General features: G+C 76.4%; 15 protein-coding genes. 8 read left to right on the plus strand and 7 right to left on the minus strand.

Translation table 11 applies throughout. The annotated features are described in order from the left end of the window. Positions 1-141 precede the first annotated feature (141 nt). Positions 142-2,691: a beta-glucosidase family protein gene (locus tag ACN20G_RS24240; protein ID WP_424214919.1), complete on the plus strand. Its 2,550-nt coding sequence runs from the start codon at positions 142-144 to the stop codon at positions 2,689-2,691. A gap of 57 nt (positions 2,692-2,748) precedes the next feature. Further along, complete coding sequence (locus ACN20G_RS24245; protein ID WP_424214920.1) at positions 2,749-3,474, plus strand: DedA family protein; 726 nt, start codon at positions 2,749-2,751, stop codon at positions 3,472-3,474. A gap of 75 nt (positions 3,475-3,549) precedes the next feature. Here the strand turns inward: ACN20G_RS24245 and ACN20G_RS24250 are convergent, their stop codons facing one another. Then, positions 3,550-4,122 carry a gamma carbonic anhydrase family protein gene (locus ACN20G_RS24250; protein WP_424214921.1) on the minus strand — a complete coding sequence of 191 codons (573 nt, stop codon included), beginning with the start codon at positions 4,120-4,122 and terminating at the stop codon, positions 3,550-3,552. Between the two features lie 141 nt (positions 4,123-4,263). On the opposite strand from ACN20G_RS24250, the gene ACN20G_RS24255 reads away from it, so the two are divergent. Beyond that, complete coding sequence (locus ACN20G_RS24255; protein ID WP_424214922.1) at positions 4,264-5,094, plus strand: acyltransferase; 831 nt, start codon at positions 4,264-4,266, stop codon at positions 5,092-5,094. Positions 5,095-5,109: 15 nt separating this feature from the next. Here the strand turns inward: ACN20G_RS24255 and ACN20G_RS24260 are convergent, their stop codons facing one another. Next, positions 5,110-6,816: a hypothetical protein gene (locus ACN20G_RS24260; protein ID WP_424214923.1), complete on the minus strand. Its 1,707-nt coding sequence runs from the start codon at positions 6,814-6,816 to the stop codon at positions 5,110-5,112. A gap of 201 nt (positions 6,817-7,017) precedes the next feature. After that, positions 7,018-7,482, minus strand: a complete 465-nt coding sequence (locus ACN20G_RS24265; RefSeq protein WP_424215662.1) for a CoA-binding protein — start codon at positions 7,480-7,482, stop codon at positions 7,018-7,020. A gap of 103 nt (positions 7,483-7,585) precedes the next feature. On the opposite strand from ACN20G_RS24265, the gene ACN20G_RS24270 reads away from it, so the two are divergent. The 3 genes from ACN20G_RS24270 (at position 7,586) to ACN20G_RS24280 (ending at position 12,624) form a co-directional block, all read left to right on the plus strand. Further along, the gene (locus ACN20G_RS24270; RefSeq protein WP_424214924.1) at positions 7,586-8,212 is read left to right on the plus strand and encodes a YigZ family protein; all 627 of its coding nucleotides are present in this window, start codon (positions 7,586-7,588) and stop codon (positions 8,210-8,212) included. A 219-nt stretch (positions 8,213-8,431) separates the two neighbouring features. After that, complete coding sequence (locus ACN20G_RS24275; RefSeq protein WP_424214925.1) at positions 8,432-9,607, plus strand: exonuclease SbcCD subunit D; 1,176 nt, start codon at positions 8,432-8,434, stop codon at positions 9,605-9,607. Further along, the gene (locus ACN20G_RS24280) at positions 9,604-12,624 is read left to right on the plus strand and encodes an AAA family ATPase (RefSeq protein ID WP_424214926.1); all 3,021 of its coding nucleotides are present in this window, start codon (positions 9,604-9,606) and stop codon (positions 12,622-12,624) included. The genes ACN20G_RS24275 and ACN20G_RS24280 overlap by 4 nt, the downstream gene beginning before the upstream one ends. Before the next feature lie 6 nt (positions 12,625-12,630). Here the strand turns inward: ACN20G_RS24280 and ACN20G_RS24285 are convergent, their stop codons facing one another. Continuing rightward, entirely contained in the window at positions 12,631-13,077 is a 447-nt protein-coding gene (locus ACN20G_RS24285; RefSeq protein WP_424214927.1) for an Lrp/AsnC family transcriptional regulator, read from the minus strand. A gap of 94 nt (positions 13,078-13,171) precedes the next feature. Here ACN20G_RS24285 and ACN20G_RS24290 point away from each other — a divergent pair, with 94 nt between their 5' ends. Continuing rightward, positions 13,172-13,687 (plus strand): rhodanese-like domain-containing protein, encoded by a 516-nt coding sequence (locus tag ACN20G_RS24290; protein WP_424214928.1) that lies wholly within the window; start codon positions 13,172-13,174, stop codon positions 13,685-13,687. 115 nt (positions 13,688-13,802) lie between these two features. Here the strand turns inward: ACN20G_RS24290 and ACN20G_RS24295 are convergent, their stop codons facing one another. Then, a complete protein-coding gene (locus ACN20G_RS24295; RefSeq protein ID WP_424214929.1) occupies positions 13,803-15,509 on the minus strand; it encodes a DUF885 domain-containing protein in 1,707 nt (568 codons plus the stop codon). Positions 15,510-15,852: 343 nt separating this feature from the next. After that, positions 15,853-16,332 (minus strand): Lrp/AsnC family transcriptional regulator, encoded by a 480-nt coding sequence (locus tag ACN20G_RS24300; RefSeq protein ID WP_424214930.1) that lies wholly within the window; start codon positions 16,330-16,332, stop codon positions 15,853-15,855. A 60-nt stretch (positions 16,333-16,392) separates the two neighbouring features. On the opposite strand from ACN20G_RS24300, the gene ACN20G_RS24305 reads away from it, so the two are divergent. After that, complete coding sequence (locus ACN20G_RS24305; protein ID WP_424214931.1) at positions 16,393-17,661, plus strand: trans-sulfuration enzyme family protein; 1,269 nt, start codon at positions 16,393-16,395, stop codon at positions 17,659-17,661. On the opposite strand, the gene ACN20G_RS24310 is transcribed toward ACN20G_RS24305, so the two are convergent. Further along, positions 17,642-19,069, minus strand: coding sequence for a GNAT family N-acetyltransferase (locus tag ACN20G_RS24310; protein WP_424214932.1), 1,428 nt, complete (start codon positions 19,067-19,069; stop codon positions 17,642-17,644). The genes ACN20G_RS24305 and ACN20G_RS24310 overlap by 20 nt on opposite strands. Positions 19,070-19,241 lie beyond the last annotated feature (172 nt).

The raw sequence follows: 19,241 nt of genomic DNA on the forward strand, positions 1-19,241 counted from the left end.
GCGCGATCCACCCGCCCGGCTGAAACCGGGACCCGCCGAGGGCGCGTCCGAGCGGGTGGGGGCCGGGGCCGGGGCACAGTGGGCGGGCCGCCCCGGGCAGCACCGCCCGGGCGCCGTCACCCGCGCCGCCAGGAGGGCCCCGTGGCCGAACCCCTGTCCCGTCGTTCCGCGCTCCGCCTGCTCACCGCGGCCGGTGGGGTCGGCCTCGGCGGCGGCGCCGCCCTCGGCTGCGCCCCGGCCGCCGGCGGACTCCCGGCCGCGGGCCCCTCCCGCTCCCGCCCCGCGACCCGCGTGGACCCGGCCGCCGCGCCCGGCGCGGCCCGCGTGGACGCCCTCCTCGACCGGCTCACCATCGAGGAGAAGGCGAGCCTCCTGCACGGGGCGAGCGATCCCTCCCGGCTCGGTCAGGCCGGGTACGTGCCCGGGGTGCCCCGCCTCGGCATCCCCCCGCTGCGCCTGGCCGACGGCCCGGCCGGGGTGCGCGTCGCCAAGCACGCCACGGCCCTGCCCGCCCCCGTGCTGCTCGCCGCCGCCTTCGACCCGGCGCTCGCCCGCCGCTACGGGCGCGTCATCGGCCGCGAGGGCCGGGCCCTGGGCCAGGACGTGCTGCTCTCCCCGATGTGCAACCTGATCCGCACCCCCTACGCGGGTCGCAACTTCGAGACCTTCTCCGAGGACCCGAAGCTCACCGCCGACCTCGTCGCCGAGCTCGTGCGCGGCATCCAGGACGAGGGGCTCATCGCCACCGTCAAGCACTTCGCCCTCAACAACCAGGAACAGGGCCGCGAGACCGTCGACGCGATCGCCGACGAGCGCACCCTGCACGAGACGGAACTGCGCGGCTTCGAGGCCGCCGTGGAGGCCGGGGCGGGCGCCGTGATGGGCGCCTACAACAAGGTCAACGGGGTGCACGCCTGCGAGAGCGCCCCCCTCCTGGACGAACTCCTGCGCCGGGGCTGGGGCTTCGACGGCTGGGTCATGTCGGACTGGAACGCCACCCACAGCACCGTCGCCGCCATCACCGCCGGACTCGACATGGAGATGCCCGACGGCCCCCACTTCGGCGACCCGCTGCTCCAGGCCGTCAAGGCCGGCAGCGTCTCCGAGGCCGCCGTCGACCTCGCCGTCCGCCGGATCCTGGGCACCATGGACCGCTTCGGGCTGCTCGCCGAACGCCCCGCCGCCCGCCCGGCCCGGGACCCGGCCGCCGGCGCGGCCGTGGCCCGCGAGGTCGCGGTCGCCGGCGCCACCCTGCTGCGCAACGCCCGCGCCACCCTGCCGCTGACCGCCGCCGACGCCCGCTCCCTCGCGGTGATCGGCCCCACCGCCGGCACCCCCTTCGTCAGCGGCGGCGGCAGCGCCCACGTGATCCCCGACCGCGCCGAGAGCCCGCTCAAGACGCTTACGGCCCGGGCCGGGGAACTCGCCCCCGGGGCCTCCGTGCGGTACGCCCTCGGCGAGGACATCCACGGCAAACCCCTGCCGGCGAAACTCCTCACCCCGCCCGCCGACCTCGACGACCGGGGCGTGGACGCCGGCCGCACCTTCACCTGGAGCGGCACCTTCACCCTGCCCGCCGCCGACGAGTGGACCCTGCTCGTCCACTACACCGGCGAACGCCCCGACGTCCGCCTCGACGACCGGCCGGTGTTCCCCACCAAGCCCGGCGTCGCCGAGTTCTTCACCGGCGGCCTCCTCGGCAGCGCCCCCGACGGCCTCACCGTCCGCCGCCGCACCCTCCCCCTGACCGCCGGCGCCCACCGGCTCGCCGTCACCGCCAAGGGCGGACAGGCCGGACAGCGGTTCCGGCTGCGGTACGTGGACCGGGCCGGCCGGGCCGCCGACCTCGCCGCCGCGACCGCCGCCGCCAAGGCCGCCCACGCGGTGGTCCTGTTCGCCTACGAGGACGCCACCGAGGGCACCGACCGGGTCGGCCTGGCCCTGCCCGGCGGCCAGAACAAGCTGATCGAGGCCGTCACCGCCGCCAACCCGCGCACCACCGTCGTCCTCAACACCTCCTCCGCCACCGCCATGCCCTGGCTGGAGCGGACCGGCGCCGTCCTCCAGATGTACTACCCGGGACAGGCCGGCGCGGAGGCCACCACGGAGATCCTCTTCGGCGACGCCGACCCCGGCGGCCGACTCACCCAGACCTTCCCCGCCGGCGAACGCGAACACCCCACCGGCGCCGAACCGCGCCGCTACCCGGGGGTCGCCGGCCGGCAGGAGTACAGCGAGGGCGTGCACGTCGGCTACCGCTGGTACGCCCAGAGCGGGGTGAAACCCCTCTTCCCCTTCGGCCACGGCCTGTCCTACACCACCTGGGCGTACGAGAACCTGAGCGTACGGCCCGAACGGGGCGGACTGCGGGTGGAGTTCACGGTCCGCAACACCGGGCGGCGGGCCGGGGTCGACGTGGCGCAGATCTACCTCGGCCCCTCCCCGGACCTCCGACTGGAGCAGCCCGTTCGGGTGCTCGCCGGCTACCGCCGACTGGCCCTGCGCCCGGGGAAGTCCACCCGCGTGGTGGTGGACCTCGACGCCCGCGTGCTCTCCTCCTGGGACCCGGAGACCAAGGGCCGCAGGCTCGGCACCGGCGCCCGCGAGGTGTGGGTGGGGCGCTCCGCGACCGACCTGCCGCTGCGCGCCAAGGCCGTGGTGCGGCCGGGCCCGGGGGAGGGGAACGGATAGGCTGCCGCGTCGGCGCGCCGTCAGGGGGCGCGCCAGGGACGTGGGAGGAACGCACCCGTGCACATCCAGGAATGGCTCGAAACCGTTCCGGCGGTCAGCATCTACCTGTTGGTGGGGCTGGTCATCGGCCTGGAGAGCCTGGGCATCCCGCTGCCCGGGGAGATCATCCTGGTCAGCTCGGCGCTGTTGGCCTCGCAGCACGGGGCCATCGACCCGTGGGTGCTCGGCGGCTGCGCCGTCGCCGGCGCCATCGTCGGCGACTCCATCGGCTACGCCATCGGACGACGCGGCGGCACCCCGCTCCTCGACCGGCTCGGCCGCCGCTTCCCCAAGCACTTCGGGCCCGCGCAGATCGGCATGGCGCGCCGCTCCTTCGACAAGTGGGGCATGTGGGCGGTGTTCTTCGGCCGTTTCGTGGCCCTGCTGCGGATCTTCGCCGGGCCGCTCGCGGGCGTGCTGCGGATGCCGTACTGGAAGTTCCTCGTGGCCAACGTGCTCGGCGGGATCCTCTGGGCGGGCGGCACCACGGCCGTGATCTACACGGTCGGGGTCGTCGCCGAGGCATGGCTCAAGCGGTTCTCGTGGCTGGGCCTGCTGATCGCCGTGCTGATCGGCCTCGCCTCCATGCTGCTGCTGCGCAACCGGGCCCGGAAGGCGGGCCGGGAGCTGGAGGCCGAGGCGGCGGCGGCCGGGGCGAACGGGGCGGCCGGGAGCGCCGTGCCGGGGCAGACCGGCGGGTCCGGACCGGCGCCGGCGACCGAAGAGGCGCGCGGGCGCGCGTGACGCGGGCGGCCGGGCGCGGCCGGTGCGCGGGTGGAGCACCCGCGCACCGGCCGCGCCCGCGTCGCTTCCGTACCGTCAGGCCCGGTCCTCGGCGGTCTCCGCCGCGTCGGCCTCGTGCGCCTTCGCGTGTCGCGCGGCCAGCTCCAGGTACATCACGGCGTTCGCGCGGATCCCCTCGCGCTCCTCGGCCGTCAGCTCGCGCCGCACCTTCGCCGGCACCCCCGCCACCAGCGAACCGGGCGGCACGACCATGCCCTGCGGCACCAGCGCCTGCGCCGCGACCAGCGAGCCCGCGCCGATCACCGCCCCGTTGAGCACGGTCGCGCCCATGCCGATCAGGCAGTCGTCCTCGACCGTGCACCCGTGCACGACCGCGTTGTGCCCGATCGAGACCCGCTCCCCGATCGACACCGGGAACCCGGGGTCCACGTGCAGGGTGCAGTTGTCCTGCACGTTGCTGTCCGCGCCCAGCGTGATCGGCCCGCAGTCCGCGCGCAGCACCGCCGAGTACCAGACGCTGGTGTTCGGGCCCAGCGTGACGTCGCCGATCACGACCGAGGTCGGCGCCGTGAACGCGGTCGGGTCCACCGACGGACGGCTGCCGCCCACACCCGTCACCAGGGCTCGCTGGGAGGACTGCTCGGTCATTTCCACACTCATCTCTCTCGCCGTTCGCGCGTGCCGCGCCCGCTTGCACGGTAGGCCACGCCCCTCAAGACGCGCGCGATGGGGTGAAGATCACAGGTCGGCTCACCGGCCGGCCCCGGGACCGGCCACTACCGTGCAGGGGTGCCCAAGAACAGAAACACGTTCTCGTCCCTGCCCCGGGAACTCGACCGGGCCCGGCGCCGGCTGACCCACCGCGCCGTGCGCGCCGGCTGGGCCTGGATGCAGCGCACGGGCGCGATCACCGCGCAGACCCCGGGACGGCTGCGGTTCGGGACCCTCGGCGAGGGCAGTCGGCTCGCGTTCCCGCAGGGCACGATCTTCGGCGAACGCTGGATCCGGATCGGCGAACACTGCATCATCGGCGAACAGGTCACCCTCACCGCCGGCATGATGCCGGACCTCGACCTCGGCCCCGAACCCCTGCTGCTGCTCGGCAACGGCGTGGTCCTCGGCCGCGGCAGCCACGTCATCGCCGACGCCCGCATCGAGATCGGCTCGGACACCTTCGCGGGCCCCGGGGTCTACATCACCTCCACCAACCACAGCTACGACGACCCCCACGAACCCGTCGGCCGGCAATGGCCGCGCAGCGCCCCCGTCACCATCGGCCCCGGCTGCTGGCTGGGCACCGGCAGCGTGATCCTGCCCGGGGCCCGCCTCGGCCGGAACGTGGTCGTGGCGGCCGGGGCCGTGGTCCGCGGCGAGGTGCCCGACCACGCCGTCGTCGCCGGGGCGCCCGCGCGGATCGTGCGCCGCTGGACCCCGGAGGAGGGCTGGCAGCCGCCGCTGCGCAGCCCCGCGCCCCGCCCCGTCCCCGACGGGGTCACCGGCGAGCAACTGCGGGCCCTGGCCGAATGGGCCGAACGCGAGGAACGGGCGGAACACGAGGGCCGGCGGGGCCGTGACGCCGCCGAGGCCGAGGCCGAGACCGTGGGCGACCGCGGGGCCTGACCCCGGCGTCCCGACTCAGCGCCGGCGGGGCGTGGCGGCGGGCGGGCCGCCCAGGAGGCGCTCGGTGACCTCACGGGCGCGCTTGTACGCCGTGCGCTCCGCGATCCGGCCCGTGCCCCGCCGCAGGGCCAGCCCCGCCAGCGCGTCCGCCAGCTCGTTCAGATCGTGCCCGATGTGCCCCTTCAACCAGCGCACCTCCAGCCGCTCCCGCTCCGGCAGCACCTCCCGCAACGCGCGCGCCGCCTCCGGGAAGAGGACCAGGCCCGCCGCCGCCTCCGGATCCCCCGACTCCAGCACGGCCCGCACGGTGTCCACGGCCTGCGCGCTGTCGCACAGCACCGCGACCCGCCCCCGGGGATGGCGCCGCAGCATCGCCAGGCCCGCCGCGCACACCCCGATCAGCTCCGCCTCCCCACTGCCCGCCGCCATCGACACCCCGTCACCGGTGCTGCCGTCCTCGGCGGCCCACCCGTACCCGCAGATCGCCGACTCGTCGCCGATCGCCGCGTCCACCACCGCCACCGGCACCTCGGCCGGCAGATCGGCCAGCAGCGCGTACCGATCCGGCGCCGTGTCGGGGCCGGGGTCCGGGCTCGGGTCCGGGTCCGGGTCGGGGGCCTCCGTCGGGGCCGCGGCCCGTTCGCGCAGGGTCCGCACGAGCGGCCCGTGGCAGTCCGGGCAGCCCCGCTCCGCCGCCGGGCACCCCGCCACGTGCCCCGCCACCGCCTCCCGGACCAGCGCCGCCGTCCGCGGCAGCTCCTCCCCGACCCGCGCGAACGCCTCCGCGTGCGCCCGCGAGATCCCCGCCCCGAACCGCTCCGCCACCGCCGCCCGGGCCCGCGCCCCCAGGTCCGCCTCCCGCTGCCGGGCCTCCCGGGCCCGCGCCGCCAACACCGCCGCGTCCTGATAGGCGTCCCCCAGGGCCCGCAGCTCCGCGCCCCGCGCGTGCCCCGGCCGGGCCACCACCGCCCGCTCGGCCCGCCCGATCGCGTACCGCCCCCAGGCCGCGGCCGTCCGCGTGTGCCGCGCCCACCGCTCCACCACCGCGTCGTGCGCCAACCACGGGTTCTCCGCCTCCCGGGCGTCCCGCGACAGCACCTCCACGAACTCCGCGTCCGACAACGCCAGCAGCGCCCGCACCGGCGCCGGCAGCTCCACCGGCGCCAGGCCGTGCTCACGGGCCCAGGCCGCCGTGGTGTGCGCCGGCACCGCCAGCACCGCCGGGTCCAGCCCCCGCGCCCCGCACGCCGCCCGCAGCCGCGCCTGGTACTCGGCCCCCGCGAACTGCCGCAGCACCCGGTGCTCCAAGGACACCTCCGGTGCCCGGGCCCGTCTCGCCCGCGCCGCCCGCACCGCCTTGCAGCGCTCCTCCACCACCCTGCGCTCCACCGTCAGCCGTCTGGCCGCCGCCCGCAGCGGCCCCAGCCGGTCCGCCGGCCCCGGCCCCAACTCCGCCTCCCGCACCGCGCCCCGGGCCTCGGTCACGGCGTGCGCCAACACCACGGCCATCGGCTCGGCCAACTCCGGATCGGCCAGCGCCGACACCGTCGCCGGATCCGCCGTCCCCGCCATCCCGGCCAGCACGGCCAGCCGCAGGGAACCGAAATCGGCCGCGAGGGAGGCCACCAGCGTGGGCGAGACCACCCCCGCCGCGACCGGCCCCGAACGCTGCGCGGGTGGGGACATGGCCGGATTCACACCGGTGAGCGAGCTGGAGGACACGGCGGTTTCCTCTCCGATCGGTGCGGTGACACACCGCCGACCGGCGGCGTCAGCGCCGACCGGGTACGCCGGGTGCCCGGGGGGACCTCGCCTCCAATGTGCCGGAACCGCAAGCGATCTGACGGGTTTTTGCCCTTACCCGAACCACCGCCCCCCGGACCTCCCCGTACGGAATCGGCCCGTCCGCCGCGCCCCGCCCCCTCAGCCTGCCCGGGTCCCCTCCGGGGCGAGCCCCAGCCGGGGGATCTCGATCGCCGGGCACCGGTCCATCACCATGTCCAGACCCGCCGCCCGGGTCCGCTCGCAGGCGGCCCGGTCGATCACGTCGAGCTGGAACCAGACCGCCGACGCGCCCTTGGCCACCGCCTCGTCGGCGACCGCGCCCGCCAGGGAGGAGTTCACGAACACGTCCACCACGTCCACCGGGAACGGGATCTCGGCCAGCGAGGCGTACCCCCGCTCGCCGTGCACCGTCTCCGCCTTCGGGTGCACCGGCACCACCCGCTTGCCGAACCGTCGCAGGGTGCGCGCCACCCCGTACGCGGCCCGCCCGGTGTTGTTCGACAGCCCGACCACGGCCCAGGTGTCCCCGGTACCGGTCAGGATCCGCCGCACCAGCTCGTCGTCCCCGCGCCCGTCGAACTCCCGCTCGTCCCCGTGCCTCATCGTCACTCCCGCTCTTTCGTCACCGGGTCCGTCACCCGCTGTGAGGGATCAACGGCCGGCGCGACCAGGGGATTCCCGCCCCGGCCGCCGTAGGGTGGCACGGGTGAAGGCAGACAGCTACGTGACGCCGGCCCGCGCCGGCGTCCACGAGACCGAGATCAACCGCTCCCGCTTCCTGTGCTCGCTCGCCCCCGTCGCGACCGAGGCGGAGGCCCAGGAGTTCATCGCCGGCGTGCGCCGCGAGCACCCCGCCGCCACCCACAACTGTTGGGCGTACGTGATCGGCGCCGACGCCTCCGTGCAGAAGGCGTCCGACGACGGCGAACCCGGCGGCACCGCCGGCCTCCCCATGCTCCAGATGCTCACCCGCCGTGACATCCGCTACGCCGTCGCCGTCGTCACCCGCTACTACGGCGGCGTGAAACTCGGCGCCGGCGGACTCATCCGCGCCTACGGCGGGGTCGTCGGCGAAACCCTCGACGCCCTCGGCACCACCACCCGCCACCGCTACCGGCTGCTCACCGTCTCCGTGGACCACCAGCGCGCCGGCCGCACCCAGAACGACCTGCGGGCCGCCGGCCGCACCGTCGTCGACCTGCGCTACGGCGCCGAGGTCGAGATCGAGATCGCCTTGCCCGAGAGCGAACTGCCGGCCTTCACCGCCTGGCTCGCCGACTCCACCGCCGGCGCCGCCCGCCTCACCCTCGGCGGCGAGACCTACGCCCCGTGAGCCCTCCGCCCACACCCGGTGACCGGCCCCGCGCGACCCCCGCGACGGGTTAGCGTAGAGGGCGGACCCGCGCGCACCACGCGGGCCCGCGGTGCCCGGGGGCGCCGGGACACACCGACGGACACGATACGGCGACGGGGCGGGGACGAGACGTGAGCGGGGACGAGACGTGACACGACACGAGGGGGCGGCCCGCGGCCGCCGGGCGGCGGCCGCCGCGTGAGGCTCCTGCACACCTCCGACTGGCACCTCGGACGCACCTTCCACCGCGTGGACCTGCACCGCGCCCAGGCCGCCTTCCTCGACCACCTCGTGGACACCGTCCGCGACCGCGAGGTCGACGCGGTCCTCGTCGCCGGCGACGTGTACGACCGGGCCGTGCCCTCGCTGCCCGCCGTCGAACTCTTCGACAGCGCCCTGCACCGCCTCGCCGACCTCGGCGTGCCCACCGTGATGATCTCCGGCAACCACGACTCCGCCCGCCGCCTCGGCGTCGGCTCCGGCCTCCTCGACCGCGCCGGCATCCACCTGCGCACCGACCCGGCCGGCATCGGCGACCCCGTCCTCCTCGACGACCCCGAGGGTCCCGTGGCCTGCTACGGCCTGCCCTACCTGGAGCCGGCCCTGGCCCGCGACGCCCTCGGCGCCGCCGAGACCCGCCACGAGTCGGTGCTCGCCGCCGCCATGGACCGGGTCCGCGCCGACCTCGCCGGCCGACCGCCCGGCACCCGCGCCGTGGTCCTCGCGCACGCCTTCGTGGTGGGCGGCGAGCCCAGCGACAGCGAACGCGACATCACGGTCGGCGGCGTCGCCTCCGTGCCCACCGGCGTCTTCGACGGCGTGCACTACGCCGCCCTCGGACACCTCCACGGCTGCCAGACCCTCACCGAGCGGATCCGCTACTCCGGCTCCCCCCTCGCCTACTCCTTCTCCGAGACCACCCACCGCAAGAGCACCTGGATCGTCGACCTCGACGCTGCCGGCGGGGTGCGCGCCGAACGCGTGGACACCCCCGTGCCCCGCCCCCTGGCCCGGCTGCGCGGCCGCATCGAGGACCTCCTCGCCGACCCCGCCCACACCCGGCACGAGGAATCCTGGGTCGAGGCCACCCTCACCGACCCCGTCCGCCCCAAGGACCCCATGGCCCGGCTCCTGGAACGCTTCCCGCACGCCCTCGCCCTCGTCTTCGACCCCGAGGACCGCGAGGAGGCCCCCGAGCGCTCCTACGCCTCCCGCGTCGCAGGCCGCACCGACCAGGAGATCGCCGAGGACTTCGTCGCCCACGTGCGCGGCGGGGGCACCGCCGGCGCCGCCGACGAGGCCGAACGCGCCGTGCTCCGCGACGCCTTCGACGAGGTGCGGGTCGCCGACGGCCGGAGGGAACGGACCCGATGAGGCTGCACAGGCTCCGCGTCACCGCCTTCGGGCCCTTCGCCGGCACCCAGGAGATCGACTTCGACACCCTCGCCGGCGCCGGCCTGTTCCTGCTCCACGGCCCCACCGGCGCGGGCAAGACCACCGTCCTGGACGCCGTCTGCTTCGCCCTCTACGGCGGCGTGCCCGGCGCCCGCCGACAACACGCCGGCCGGCTGCGCAGCGACCACGCCGACCCCGACACCGCCACCTCCGTCACCCTCGAACTCACCGTCGCCGGCCGCCGCCTCGAACTCACCCGCAGCCCCGAACAGCAACGCCCCAAACGCCGGGGCACCGGCACCACCACCGAGAAGGCCAAAAGCCTGCTGCGGGAGAAGTCCCCCGGCCCCGACGGCGCCTGGCGCCCCCTCAGCGACTCCCACCAGGAGATCGCCGAGGAGATCGGCGCCCTCCTCGGCATGAACCAGGACCAGTTCTGCCAGGTCGTGCTCCTCCCGCAGGGCGAGTTCGCCGCGTTCCTGCGCGCCAAGCCCGACGACCGCGCCAAACTCCTCGGCCGGCTCTTCGACACCCGCCGCTTCGCCGCCGTCGAGGAACACCTCGCCGAACGCCGCCGCGAGGCCGACGCCCAGGTCCGCGCCGGCGACGAGAAGGTCCTCGCCACCGCCCACCGCCTCGCCCAGGAGGCCGGGGACGCCGCCCCGCCCCGCGACTGGCCCTTCCCCGACCACGAGGCCGGCGACCCCGGCCTCGGCGCCGCCCTGCGCGGCTGGATCGCCGTCGCCCGCACCGGCGCCGTCGAACGCCGCACCGTCGCCGAACTCGCCGCCCAGGAGACCCAGACCCGGCACGACGCCCTGCGCCACGCCGCCGAGGCGGCCCGCGAACTCGACCGGCTGCAACGCCGGCACGCCGAGACCGCCCGCCGGGCCGAGGCCCTCGCCGCCGACGGCCCCGAACGCGACCGGGTCCGCGCCCGCCTGGACCGGGCCCTGCGCGCCGAACAGGTCGCGCCCGTGCTCGAACTGCGCGGGCACGCCGACACCGCCCTGCGCGCCGCCCACCTCGCCGAAGAGACCGCCCGTCTCGCCCTGCCCCGCGACTTCCGGGAGGTCGGCGCGGACCGGCTGGAGGAGATGGAACGCGAACTCAGCGAGGAACGCGGCGCCGCCCAGGCCGCGCTGCGCGCCGAGAACCGCGCCGCCGACATCACCCGCGAACGCGACCTCCTCGACACCCGGGACCGGGCCGCCGCCGCCGAACTCGCCGACCACACCCGCTGGTCCGCCGGCCGCGCCGCGCGACGCGCCGAACTCGCCGACCGCCTCGCGCGCGCCGAGACCGCCGGCGGCCTCGCCGAACACCTCGCCGCCCGCATCGAACCGGCCCGACGACACCTGGCCGACACCCGGCGCCGCGAGGAGCTCGCCGCCCGCGTCACGGCCGGCGAGGACGAGCACGCCGCCGCCCGGGACCGGGCCGGCGCCGCCCGCGAGCACTGGCTCGACCTCAAGGAGGCCCGACTGCGGGGCATCGCCGCCGAACTCGCCCAGGCCCTCGCCGCCGGCGAACCCTGCGCCGTCTGCGGCTCCGCCGAACACCCGGCCCCCGCCCGCCCCGCCCCCGACCAGGTCGACCGGGCCGCCGAAGAGGAGGCCCGCGCCGCCCACGAACGGGCCGAGGCGCGGCGCACCGAACTCGACGGACGCCTCGCCGGCCTCCGCGACACCCTCGCCGAACTGCGCGAACGCGTCGGGGACGGCTCCGTCGCCGACGCCGAACGCGAACACGCCGACCTCACCGCCCGGCACGCCGAGGCCGCCCGCGCCGCCGCCGACCTGCCCGCCGCCCGCGCCGCCCGCGAACACGCCGAGGCCGAGGACGCCCGCCGCACCGAGGACCGCGGCCGCGCCGAATCCGCCGCCGCCGCCCGCGCCGCCCGGCGCACGGCCCTGGCCGAGGAGGAGGCCGAACTGACGGCGGAACTGCGGGCCGTCCTGATCGAGGGCGCCGACACCGTCACCGCCCGCATCGCCGAACTCGACCGCCGCATCCGCCTGGTCACCGGCGCGGCCCGCACCGGCCGCGCCCTGGCCGAGGCCGCCGACCGGCTCAAGGAGGCCGACGGCCGGGTCGCCGACGCCACCTACCGGGCCGGGTTCACCCACGCCGAGGAGGCCGCCGAGGCCCTGCTCGACGGACCGGCCCGCCGCGCCGCCCAAGGCGCGCTCGACGCCTGGCAGGCCGAGGAGGCCCTGCTCGCCGAACGCTTCGCCGAGACCGACGCCGAGGCCGCCGCCCGCCGCCCCGCCGCCGACCCCGTCGGCGCCGAGGAACGGGCCGCCCGCGCCCAGCACGCCGCCCGCAAGGCCGCCTCCACCGCCGACGCGGCCCGGGCCCGCTGCCGCGAACTCGACCGGCTCGCCGCGCGCGCCGACACCGAACTGCGGGCCCTGGGCCCGCTGCGCGAACGCCACGAGCGGGTGGCCCGGATGGCCGGCCTGACGGCGGGCACGGCCAGCGAGAACGAACGCAAGATGCGCCTGGAGTCCTACGTGCTGGCCGCCCGGCTGGAACAGGTCGCCGCCGCCGCCTCGCAACGGCTGCTGAAGATGTCCGACGGCCGCTACACCCTGGTCCACTCCGACTCCCGCACCGGCCGGGGCCGCGCCGGCCTGGGCCTGCACGTGGTCGACGCCTACACCGGCCGTGAACGCGACACCGCGACCCTCTCGGGCGGCGAGACCTTCTTCGCCTCCCTGGCCCTGGCCCTGGGCCTCACCGACGTGGTCACCGACGAGGCCGGCGGGGTCCGCATCGACACCCTCTTCGTCGACGAGGGCTTCGGCAGCCTCGACGACCAGGCCCTCGACCAGGTCCTGGAGGTCCTGGACTCCCTGCGCGAACGCGACCGCAGCGTGGGCATCGTCAGCCACGTCGCCGACCTGCGCACCCGGGTCGCGGCCCGCCTGGAGATCACCAAGGGCCGCACCGGTTCCCGGGCCGTCCTCCGGCTGGGCGCGGACACCGACTGACCCCCCTCAGGGGGACAGCGGCCGGCGGGGGAGGGGGCTGCTGTAGACGATGCTCGTCGTGACCGGGCCGAGCCCCGCGATGCGACCCGTGATGGTCTCCAGATCGGGCATGGAACGGGCCGCGACCTTCAGCACGAAGCAGTCGTCGCCCGTGACGTGGTGGGCCTCCAGGATCTCCGGTGAGCTCTCCAACAGGTCGTGGAACGGCTTGTAGTTGCCGTGCGGATAGCGCAGCCGGACCAGGGCCAGGATGGACTTGCCCAGCCGCTCGGGGTCCAGGACCGCCGTGTAGCCCGTGATCACCCCGGCCTCCTCCATGCGGCGGACGCGTTCGGTGACGGCGCTCGGGGACATCGCGACCTCACGGGCCAGCTCCGCGAAGCCCGCACGCCCGTTGCGCTGGAGGGCCTCCAGGATCCGCCAGTCCGTGGCGTCGGGGGAAAACGTGGTCATGGGGCAGGTGTAGCAGGGGAATCCCCGGTCGGGCAACGAGAACGGCGGGGATTCCCTCTTCAGCTCGGGGGCTCGGGCCCGTAGATTTCTGCCCATGACCAGCACCGAGAAGCTCGCCGCCCCGACCGCCCCCGTGAACCCCGTCCTGCGGGTTCCGCCGGCCGCCCCCGCCGCCGCCGCTGCCTACTTCGCGGCGAGCCTCGCCTTCCACGCCGACGTGTCCGACGTGGCCGCCGCCTTCCGCGCGCACCGGGAACAGGGCGCGGAGCTGGGCTTCGTACTGGTCGACTCGCGGTCCACCCCGGCCTGGGACCAGGCCCACGTGCCCGGCGCCGTGCACCTGCCGACCGCCCTCATCCCCGAACAGGCCGAGCGACTGCTCGACAAGAACGTGCCCGTGGTCACCTACTGCTGGGGCCCCGGCTGCAACGGCGGCACCCGCTCCGCCCTCGCCCTCGCCGAACTCGGCTACCAGGTCAAGGAGATGCTCGGCGGCATCGAGTACTGGATCCGCGAGGGCTTCGAGGTGGAGACCTGGCAGGGCCGCTCCCGGCGCCCCGAGGCCGACCCGCTGACCGCGCCCACCGACTCCGACGACTGCGGCTGCTGAGCCGGGCCCCCGAACGCCCGGACCCCGCGTCCGCCGACACCGTGACGGCCCGGCCGCGCCCCGCTTCCCGCGGGGCCCGACCGGGCCGTTCGACGTGTTCGGACCGGGGCGCGGATCAGAGCCGGGACAGCTCGTCCACCAGGTCGTCCAGGCCCAGCGAGCCCAGCGACAGCGCGGCCATGTGCCACGCCTTCAGGTCGAAGTCCTCGCCGTGCGCCGCCCGCGCGTTCTCGCGGCCCAGCAGCCAGGCCCGCTCGCCCAGCTTGTAGCCGATCGCCTGGCCCGGCATCGACAGGTAGCGGATCAGCTCGCTCTCCACGAAGTCGGCGGGCCGGCCGCTGTGCAGGCCGAAGAACTCCTGCGCCGTCTCCGGGGTCCAGCGCTCGCCGGGCCGGTACGGGGAGTCGGCCGGGATCTCCAGGCCCAGGTGCATGCCGATGTCCACGATGACCCGGCAGGCGCGCATCATCTGGCAGTCGAGGTAGCCCAGGCGCTGCTCGGCGTCCTTGAGGTGCCCCAGCTCGTCCATGAGCCGCTCCGCGTACAGCGCCCAGCCCTCGGCGTTCGCGCTGACCATGCCGATGCCCGCCTGGTAGCGGGAGAGGCGGTCCGCCACGTAGGTCCACTGCGCGAGCTGGAGGTGGTGGCCGGGGACGCCCTCGTGGTACCAGGTCGAGACCAGGTCGTACACGGGGAACCGGGTCTGGCCCATGGTCGGCAGCCAGGTGCGGCCCGGGCGGGAGAAGTCCTCCGAGGGGGAGGTGTAGTAGGGGGCCGCGGCGCCGCCCGAGGGGGCGATCCGCGATTCCACCCGCCGGACCGGCTCGGCCAGGTCGAAGTGGGTGCCGTCGAGGCTCTCGATGGCCTCGTCCATGAGGCCCTGGAGCCAGTCGCGGACCTCGTCGACGCCCTCGATGTGGGTGCCGTGCTCGTCGAGGTGGGCGAGGGCCTCCCACGGGCCGGCGCCCGGGAGGATCTTCGCGGCCTCGGCGGTCATCTCCGCGAGCAGCCGGTGGTACTCGGCCCAGCCGTACGCGTACGCCTCGTCGAGGTCGAGGTCGGTGCCGTTGAAGTAGCGGGACCAACGCGCGTAGCGTTCCCGGCCGACCACGTCCGGGCGGCCCGCCACGGTCGGCGCGTACACCTCGCCGAGCCAGTCGCGCAGCCGGCGCAGGGCGGCGGTCGCCCCCGCCGCCGCCTCCTCCAGCCCGGCCCGCAGCGCCTCGGGGGCGGGGGCGACGAAGGCCGCGAAGAACGCCTCGGGGGTCTCGCCGGCCTCGGCGCTCTCGCCGATCCACGTGCCGAGCTGGCCGACGAAGGTGACGGTGGCCTTCGGGCCCGCGTACAGGCCGCGCGACAGGCCCAGTTCGAGGGACTCGCGGTAACCGGCCACGGCGGCGGGCACGGCGCGCAGCCGGTCGGCGACGGCGTCCCAGTCCTCGTCGGTGTCGGTGGGGGTCAGCGAGAACGCCTCGCGGACCGCGTGGATCGGCGAGTGGATGTTGCTGATCGCCCGCAGGTCCTCGTCGGCGTCGTGGACGGCGAGTTCGGCGGTCAGGCGCTCGCGCAACAGGCGGGCGCAGCGGCGCTCCTCGTCGCCGTCCGCGCCGGGCAGGGCCTCGGAGACGGTGAGCAGGTCGAGGGTGCGGCGGGCGAGGTCGGCGACGGCGGCGCGCCCGGCGGGGGAGAAGTCCGGCAGCAGGCGCGCGCTGGGGGCGTGCCCGAGGTAGGTGCCGGTGATGGGGTCGAGGGCGATGTACTCGTCGACGTAGCGGTCGGCGAGCCGGCGGGGCAGCTCGCTGCCGGTGAGGGTGTCTGACATGTGGACATCTTCATATGAAGGGGCCGGTCGCGTCACCCGCGTCCGGGGGTGAAGCTCCTGTCCGGGGCCCGGGTTCGGCGGGAATGTCCCCCGGGATCCGCGCCGATGTCCGAAAAAGCTCCCTCCCGGGCACGGTTCGACGGCGTGCCGGGACCCCTCGCCGACCGTCGTGGCCGGTCCGCGCCCCGGGCCCGCACGCCCGGGTGCGGTGCCGGGCCGCCCGGGAGGGGGCCGGCCGGAACCCGACGGGCGGCCCGTGCGGGGACCCGTCCCGTGTGGGGCCCCCGACGATGTGTCAGGTCCGCGTGCCCGGTTCGACCCGGGGCCGGACCCGCGCGGGACCTCAGGCCGCGCCCGGCGGCAGCAGCGGGCCGCAGTCCCACTCCTGGAACACCAGCCGGGTCTCCACCCGGGCCACCTCCCGGTGCGAGGTGAACTCGTCGAGCACCAGGCGTTGCAGCTCCGCCGGATCGGCGACCGCCACATGCACCAGGTAGTCGTCCGGGCCCGTGAGGTGGAACAGCGCGCGCGAGGCCGGCAGGGCCCGGACCCGCTCCACGAACGGCCCGATCAGCTCCCGCCGGTGCGGCCGGACCTGCACGAGCAGCAGCGCCTCCAGGCCCCGGCCCAGCCGCGCCGGATCCAGCCGCAGCCGGTGGCCGAGGATCACCCCGGCCCGCCGCAGCCGGGCCACCCGGTCCAGACAGGTGGAGGGCGCGACGCCGACGGCGGCGGCCAGGTCGCGGTAGGTGGTCCGGGCGTCGTTCTGCAGCAACCGCAGAATCTGCAGATCGACCGGATCCAGAGCGAGGGATTCGGGCATCGGCCGAACGTAGCACGGTCATTTCCCGCCGGCCCCGGCCGGATCCGCACAGTGGCCCCCATGGAGACGAACGCCGCGACCCCACGACGGTCCCTGGCCACCGAAGCCGTCCACGCCGGACGCGAGGACCTCGCCCCCCTCGGACTGCACACGCCCCCGCTCGACCTGTCGACGACGTACCCCTCGTACGACAGTCGGGCGGAGGCCGCCCGCCTCGACGAGTTCGCCGCCCTCGGCGCCCGCCCGGCCGGACCCCCCGTCTACGCCCGCCTCGACAACCCCACCACCGCCCGCTTCGAGGACGCCCTCGCCCGTCTGGAGGGCGCGGAGGCGGCCGTGGCCTTCGCCAGCGGGATGGCCGCCCTGACCGCCGTGCTGCTGGCCCGGGCCGCGACCGGGGCCCGGCACGTGGTCGCCGTGCGCCCCCTCTACGGTTGCAGCGACCACCTGTTGGCCGGCGGACTGCTCGGCACCGAGGTCACCTGGGCCGAACCCACCCCCGCCGGGGTCGCCGCCGCGCTGCGCCCCGACACCGGGCTCGTGGTGATCGAGTCCCCGGCCAACCCGACCCTCGCCGAGGCCGACCTCGCGGCGGTCGCGGCGGCCTGCGGGCCGGTCCCGCTGCTCGTGGACAACACCTTCGCCACCCCGGTGCTCCAGCGCCCGCTGGAATCGGGGGCCGCGATCGTGCTGCACTCCGCCACGAAGTACCTGGGCGGGCACGGGGACGTGCTCGGCGGGGTGGTGGCCTGCGACGAGGACTTCGCCCGCGAACTGCGCCGGGTGCGGTTCGCGACCGGCGGGGTGCTGCACCCGCTCGCCGGCTACCTCCTGCTGCGCGGCCTGGCCACCCTGCCGGTCCGGGTGCGGGCCGCGTCCGCCACGGCCGCCGAACTCGCCGACCGGCTGCGCCGCGACCCGCGCGTGGGCCGGGTGCACCGGCCCTCCATCGGCGGGGCGATGATCGCGTTCGAGACGGTCGGCGACCCGCACGCGGTGATCGGCGCGGTCCGGCTGATCACCCCGGCGGTCAGCCTGGGCAGCGTGGACACCCTGATCCAGCACCCCGGGTCCATCAGCCACCGGATCGTCGCCGAGGCCGACCGGCACGCGGCCGGGGTGGTGGACCGGCTGCTGCGGATGTCCGTGGGTCTGGAGGACGTCGAGGACCTGTGGGCCGATCTCGACCGCGCCCTCGCCGCCTCGACCACCGCGACCGCCTCGACCACCGAGCCCGCCGAGCCCGCCGGAACGGGGTCGGGCCCGGACACCGCGCGGGTGTCCGGGCCCGGGGTCGGGCGGCGAGCGGTCACGACCGTTCCGGCCTGACCTCCCCCCGCACGGGCTCGGGGGCGGCGGCGCGGGCGTCGGCCCCGTCGAGCCGGGCCGTGATCACCAGCGTGCCCTCCTCCACCTGGTAGTCCAGCGGCAGCCCGAGCCCGCGCATGGCCGCGACCATGCCCGTGTTGGAGGACCGGGTGACGGCGTACACGCTCGCGCACCCGGCCTCCTCCGCCAGCCCGATCAACCGGCCCAGCAGCTCGGAGCCCACGCCCCGGCGCTGCCACTCGTCCTCGACGAGCAGGGCCACCTCGGTCTCGTCCCCGTCCCACAGCAGGTGCCCCAGGGCCACGATCCGCTCCCGGTCGGGGCCGGCGGTGACGGCGAGGGTGCGGCCGAAGCGGGGGCTGAGCAGGTGCCCGAGCCAGCTGTCGGCGTCGGCCGCGGGCCCGTGGTAGCGCAGGCCGAGGGTGTGCTCGGAGCACCGCTGGTGCAGGGCGCGGGCGGCCGGCAGGTCGGTCGGGTCCGCGCGGCGCACCGTGAGCTCCTCGCCCCGGGGCAGGGTCAGGGTGTCGCGTTCGCGGGGCACGCGGGGCCCGAGCCGGGAGTCCATCTCGACCAGGGCGCGGGCCCGGGCGAACTCGGTCGGGGTGAACGGCAGGTGCGGGCGGCTGATGACGAGCGCGCCGCCGGCCGGGTCGCGCAGCCGCATCTCACCGGCCTCCAGGACCCCTTCGGCGGGGACGGCGGCGTCGGCGCGGGGCCGACCGGCCAGGGTGCGGTCCGGCACCGAGCGGATCGTGCAGCGGCCGAGCAGTTGGCGCAGGGCCAAGGGGAGTTCGGCGGCGTCGAGGGCGGTGCGGGTGGCCAGGGCCAGCAGCCGGGTCGGGGCGTCCACCAGGTCGTGGGCGTCGGCCCGCTCGATCCACGGGTCCCGGCCCCCGGCCCGGGTGACGGCGGCGGTCAGTTCGGCGGCGGGCAGCTCGCGCGGGGCGCGCACCAGGAACTCGTCCACGGTCGCGCCCTCGGGCAGCGGGTGCGTCTGGAGGGTGAGGATGTCCACCCCGTGCCCGGCCAGCGCCGTGCACAGGGCGGCCAGGCTGCCGGGCCGGTCGGGCACGGTGGCCCGCAGCCGCCACAGGGCCCCGCCGGAGGCCGGGACCGGCCCGAGCGCCGGGTCCTGCGTCGCCGGGTCCTGCGTCATCGGGTGCGGCGCCGTCGGGTCGGGGGGAGGGGCGTGGCTGTGGCGCCGGGCCCACCAGGTGTGGAACGCGGCGGTGAGCAGCAGGGCCACCGCCGAGCCCACGAGGAGCACGGGGCCGCTCGGGCCGTGGGCGACGAGATTGGCGAGGGCGTCGGCGACCGCGACGGCGCAGAACAGGGCGGCGAGCTCGACGAGGTCACGGCGCCAGTGGTGTCGGCGGCGGGCGGCGGGGGGCTGGGTGTGGTGGCTCATGCACCCCACTGTGGCCGAGCGGTGTTGCGTGATCACGAACGGTCTGTGACCGCCCGGTTAAGCGTCCGACTGGAGAGTTCTGCGGCGTTGTGCGTGCTTTGCGCCGAGGTGTCGGCGGGGTTTCGGGCGGCGGGGTCCCGGGCCGAACCGGCCCCGCCGGCCGCCGCCCGCC

This window comes from Streptomyces dryopteridis, assembly GCF_049606955.1.
Taxonomy (GTDB): Bacteria; Actinomycetota; Actinomycetes; order Streptomycetales; family Streptomycetaceae; genus Streptomyces.

Bases quoted from the DNA above. Each gene is read 5' to 3' on its own strand.
- ACN20G_RS24310 (WP_424214932.1), bottom strand. From the start codon at position 19,069: ATGAGCCACCACACCCAGCCCCCCGCCGCCCGCCGCCGACACCACTGG.
- ACN20G_RS24295 (WP_424214929.1), bottom strand. From the start codon at position 15,509: ATGTCAGACACCCTCACCGGCAGCGAGCTGCCCCGCCGGCTCGCCGAC.
- ACN20G_RS24280 (WP_424214926.1), top strand. From the start codon at position 9,604: ATGAGGCTGCACAGGCTCCGCGTCACCGCCTTCGGGCCCTTCGCCGGC.
- ACN20G_RS24265 (WP_424215662.1), bottom strand. From the start codon at position 7,482: ATGAGGCACGGGGACGAGCGGGAGTTCGACGGGCGCGGGGACGACGAG.
- ACN20G_RS24305 (WP_424214931.1), top strand. From the start codon at position 16,393: ATGGAGACGAACGCCGCGACCCCACGACGGTCCCTGGCCACCGAAGCC.
- ACN20G_RS24285 (WP_424214927.1), bottom strand. From the start codon at position 13,077: ATGACCACGTTTTCCCCCGACGCCACGGACTGGCGGATCCTGGAGGCC.
- ACN20G_RS24300 (WP_424214930.1), bottom strand. From the start codon at position 16,332: ATGCCCGAATCCCTCGCTCTGGATCCGGTCGATCTGCAGATTCTGCGG.
- ACN20G_RS24290 (WP_424214928.1), top strand. From the start codon at position 13,172: ATGACCAGCACCGAGAAGCTCGCCGCCCCGACCGCCCCCGTGAACCCC.
- ACN20G_RS24250 (WP_424214921.1), bottom strand. From the start codon at position 4,122: ATGACCGAGCAGTCCTCCCAGCGAGCCCTGGTGACGGGTGTGGGCGGC.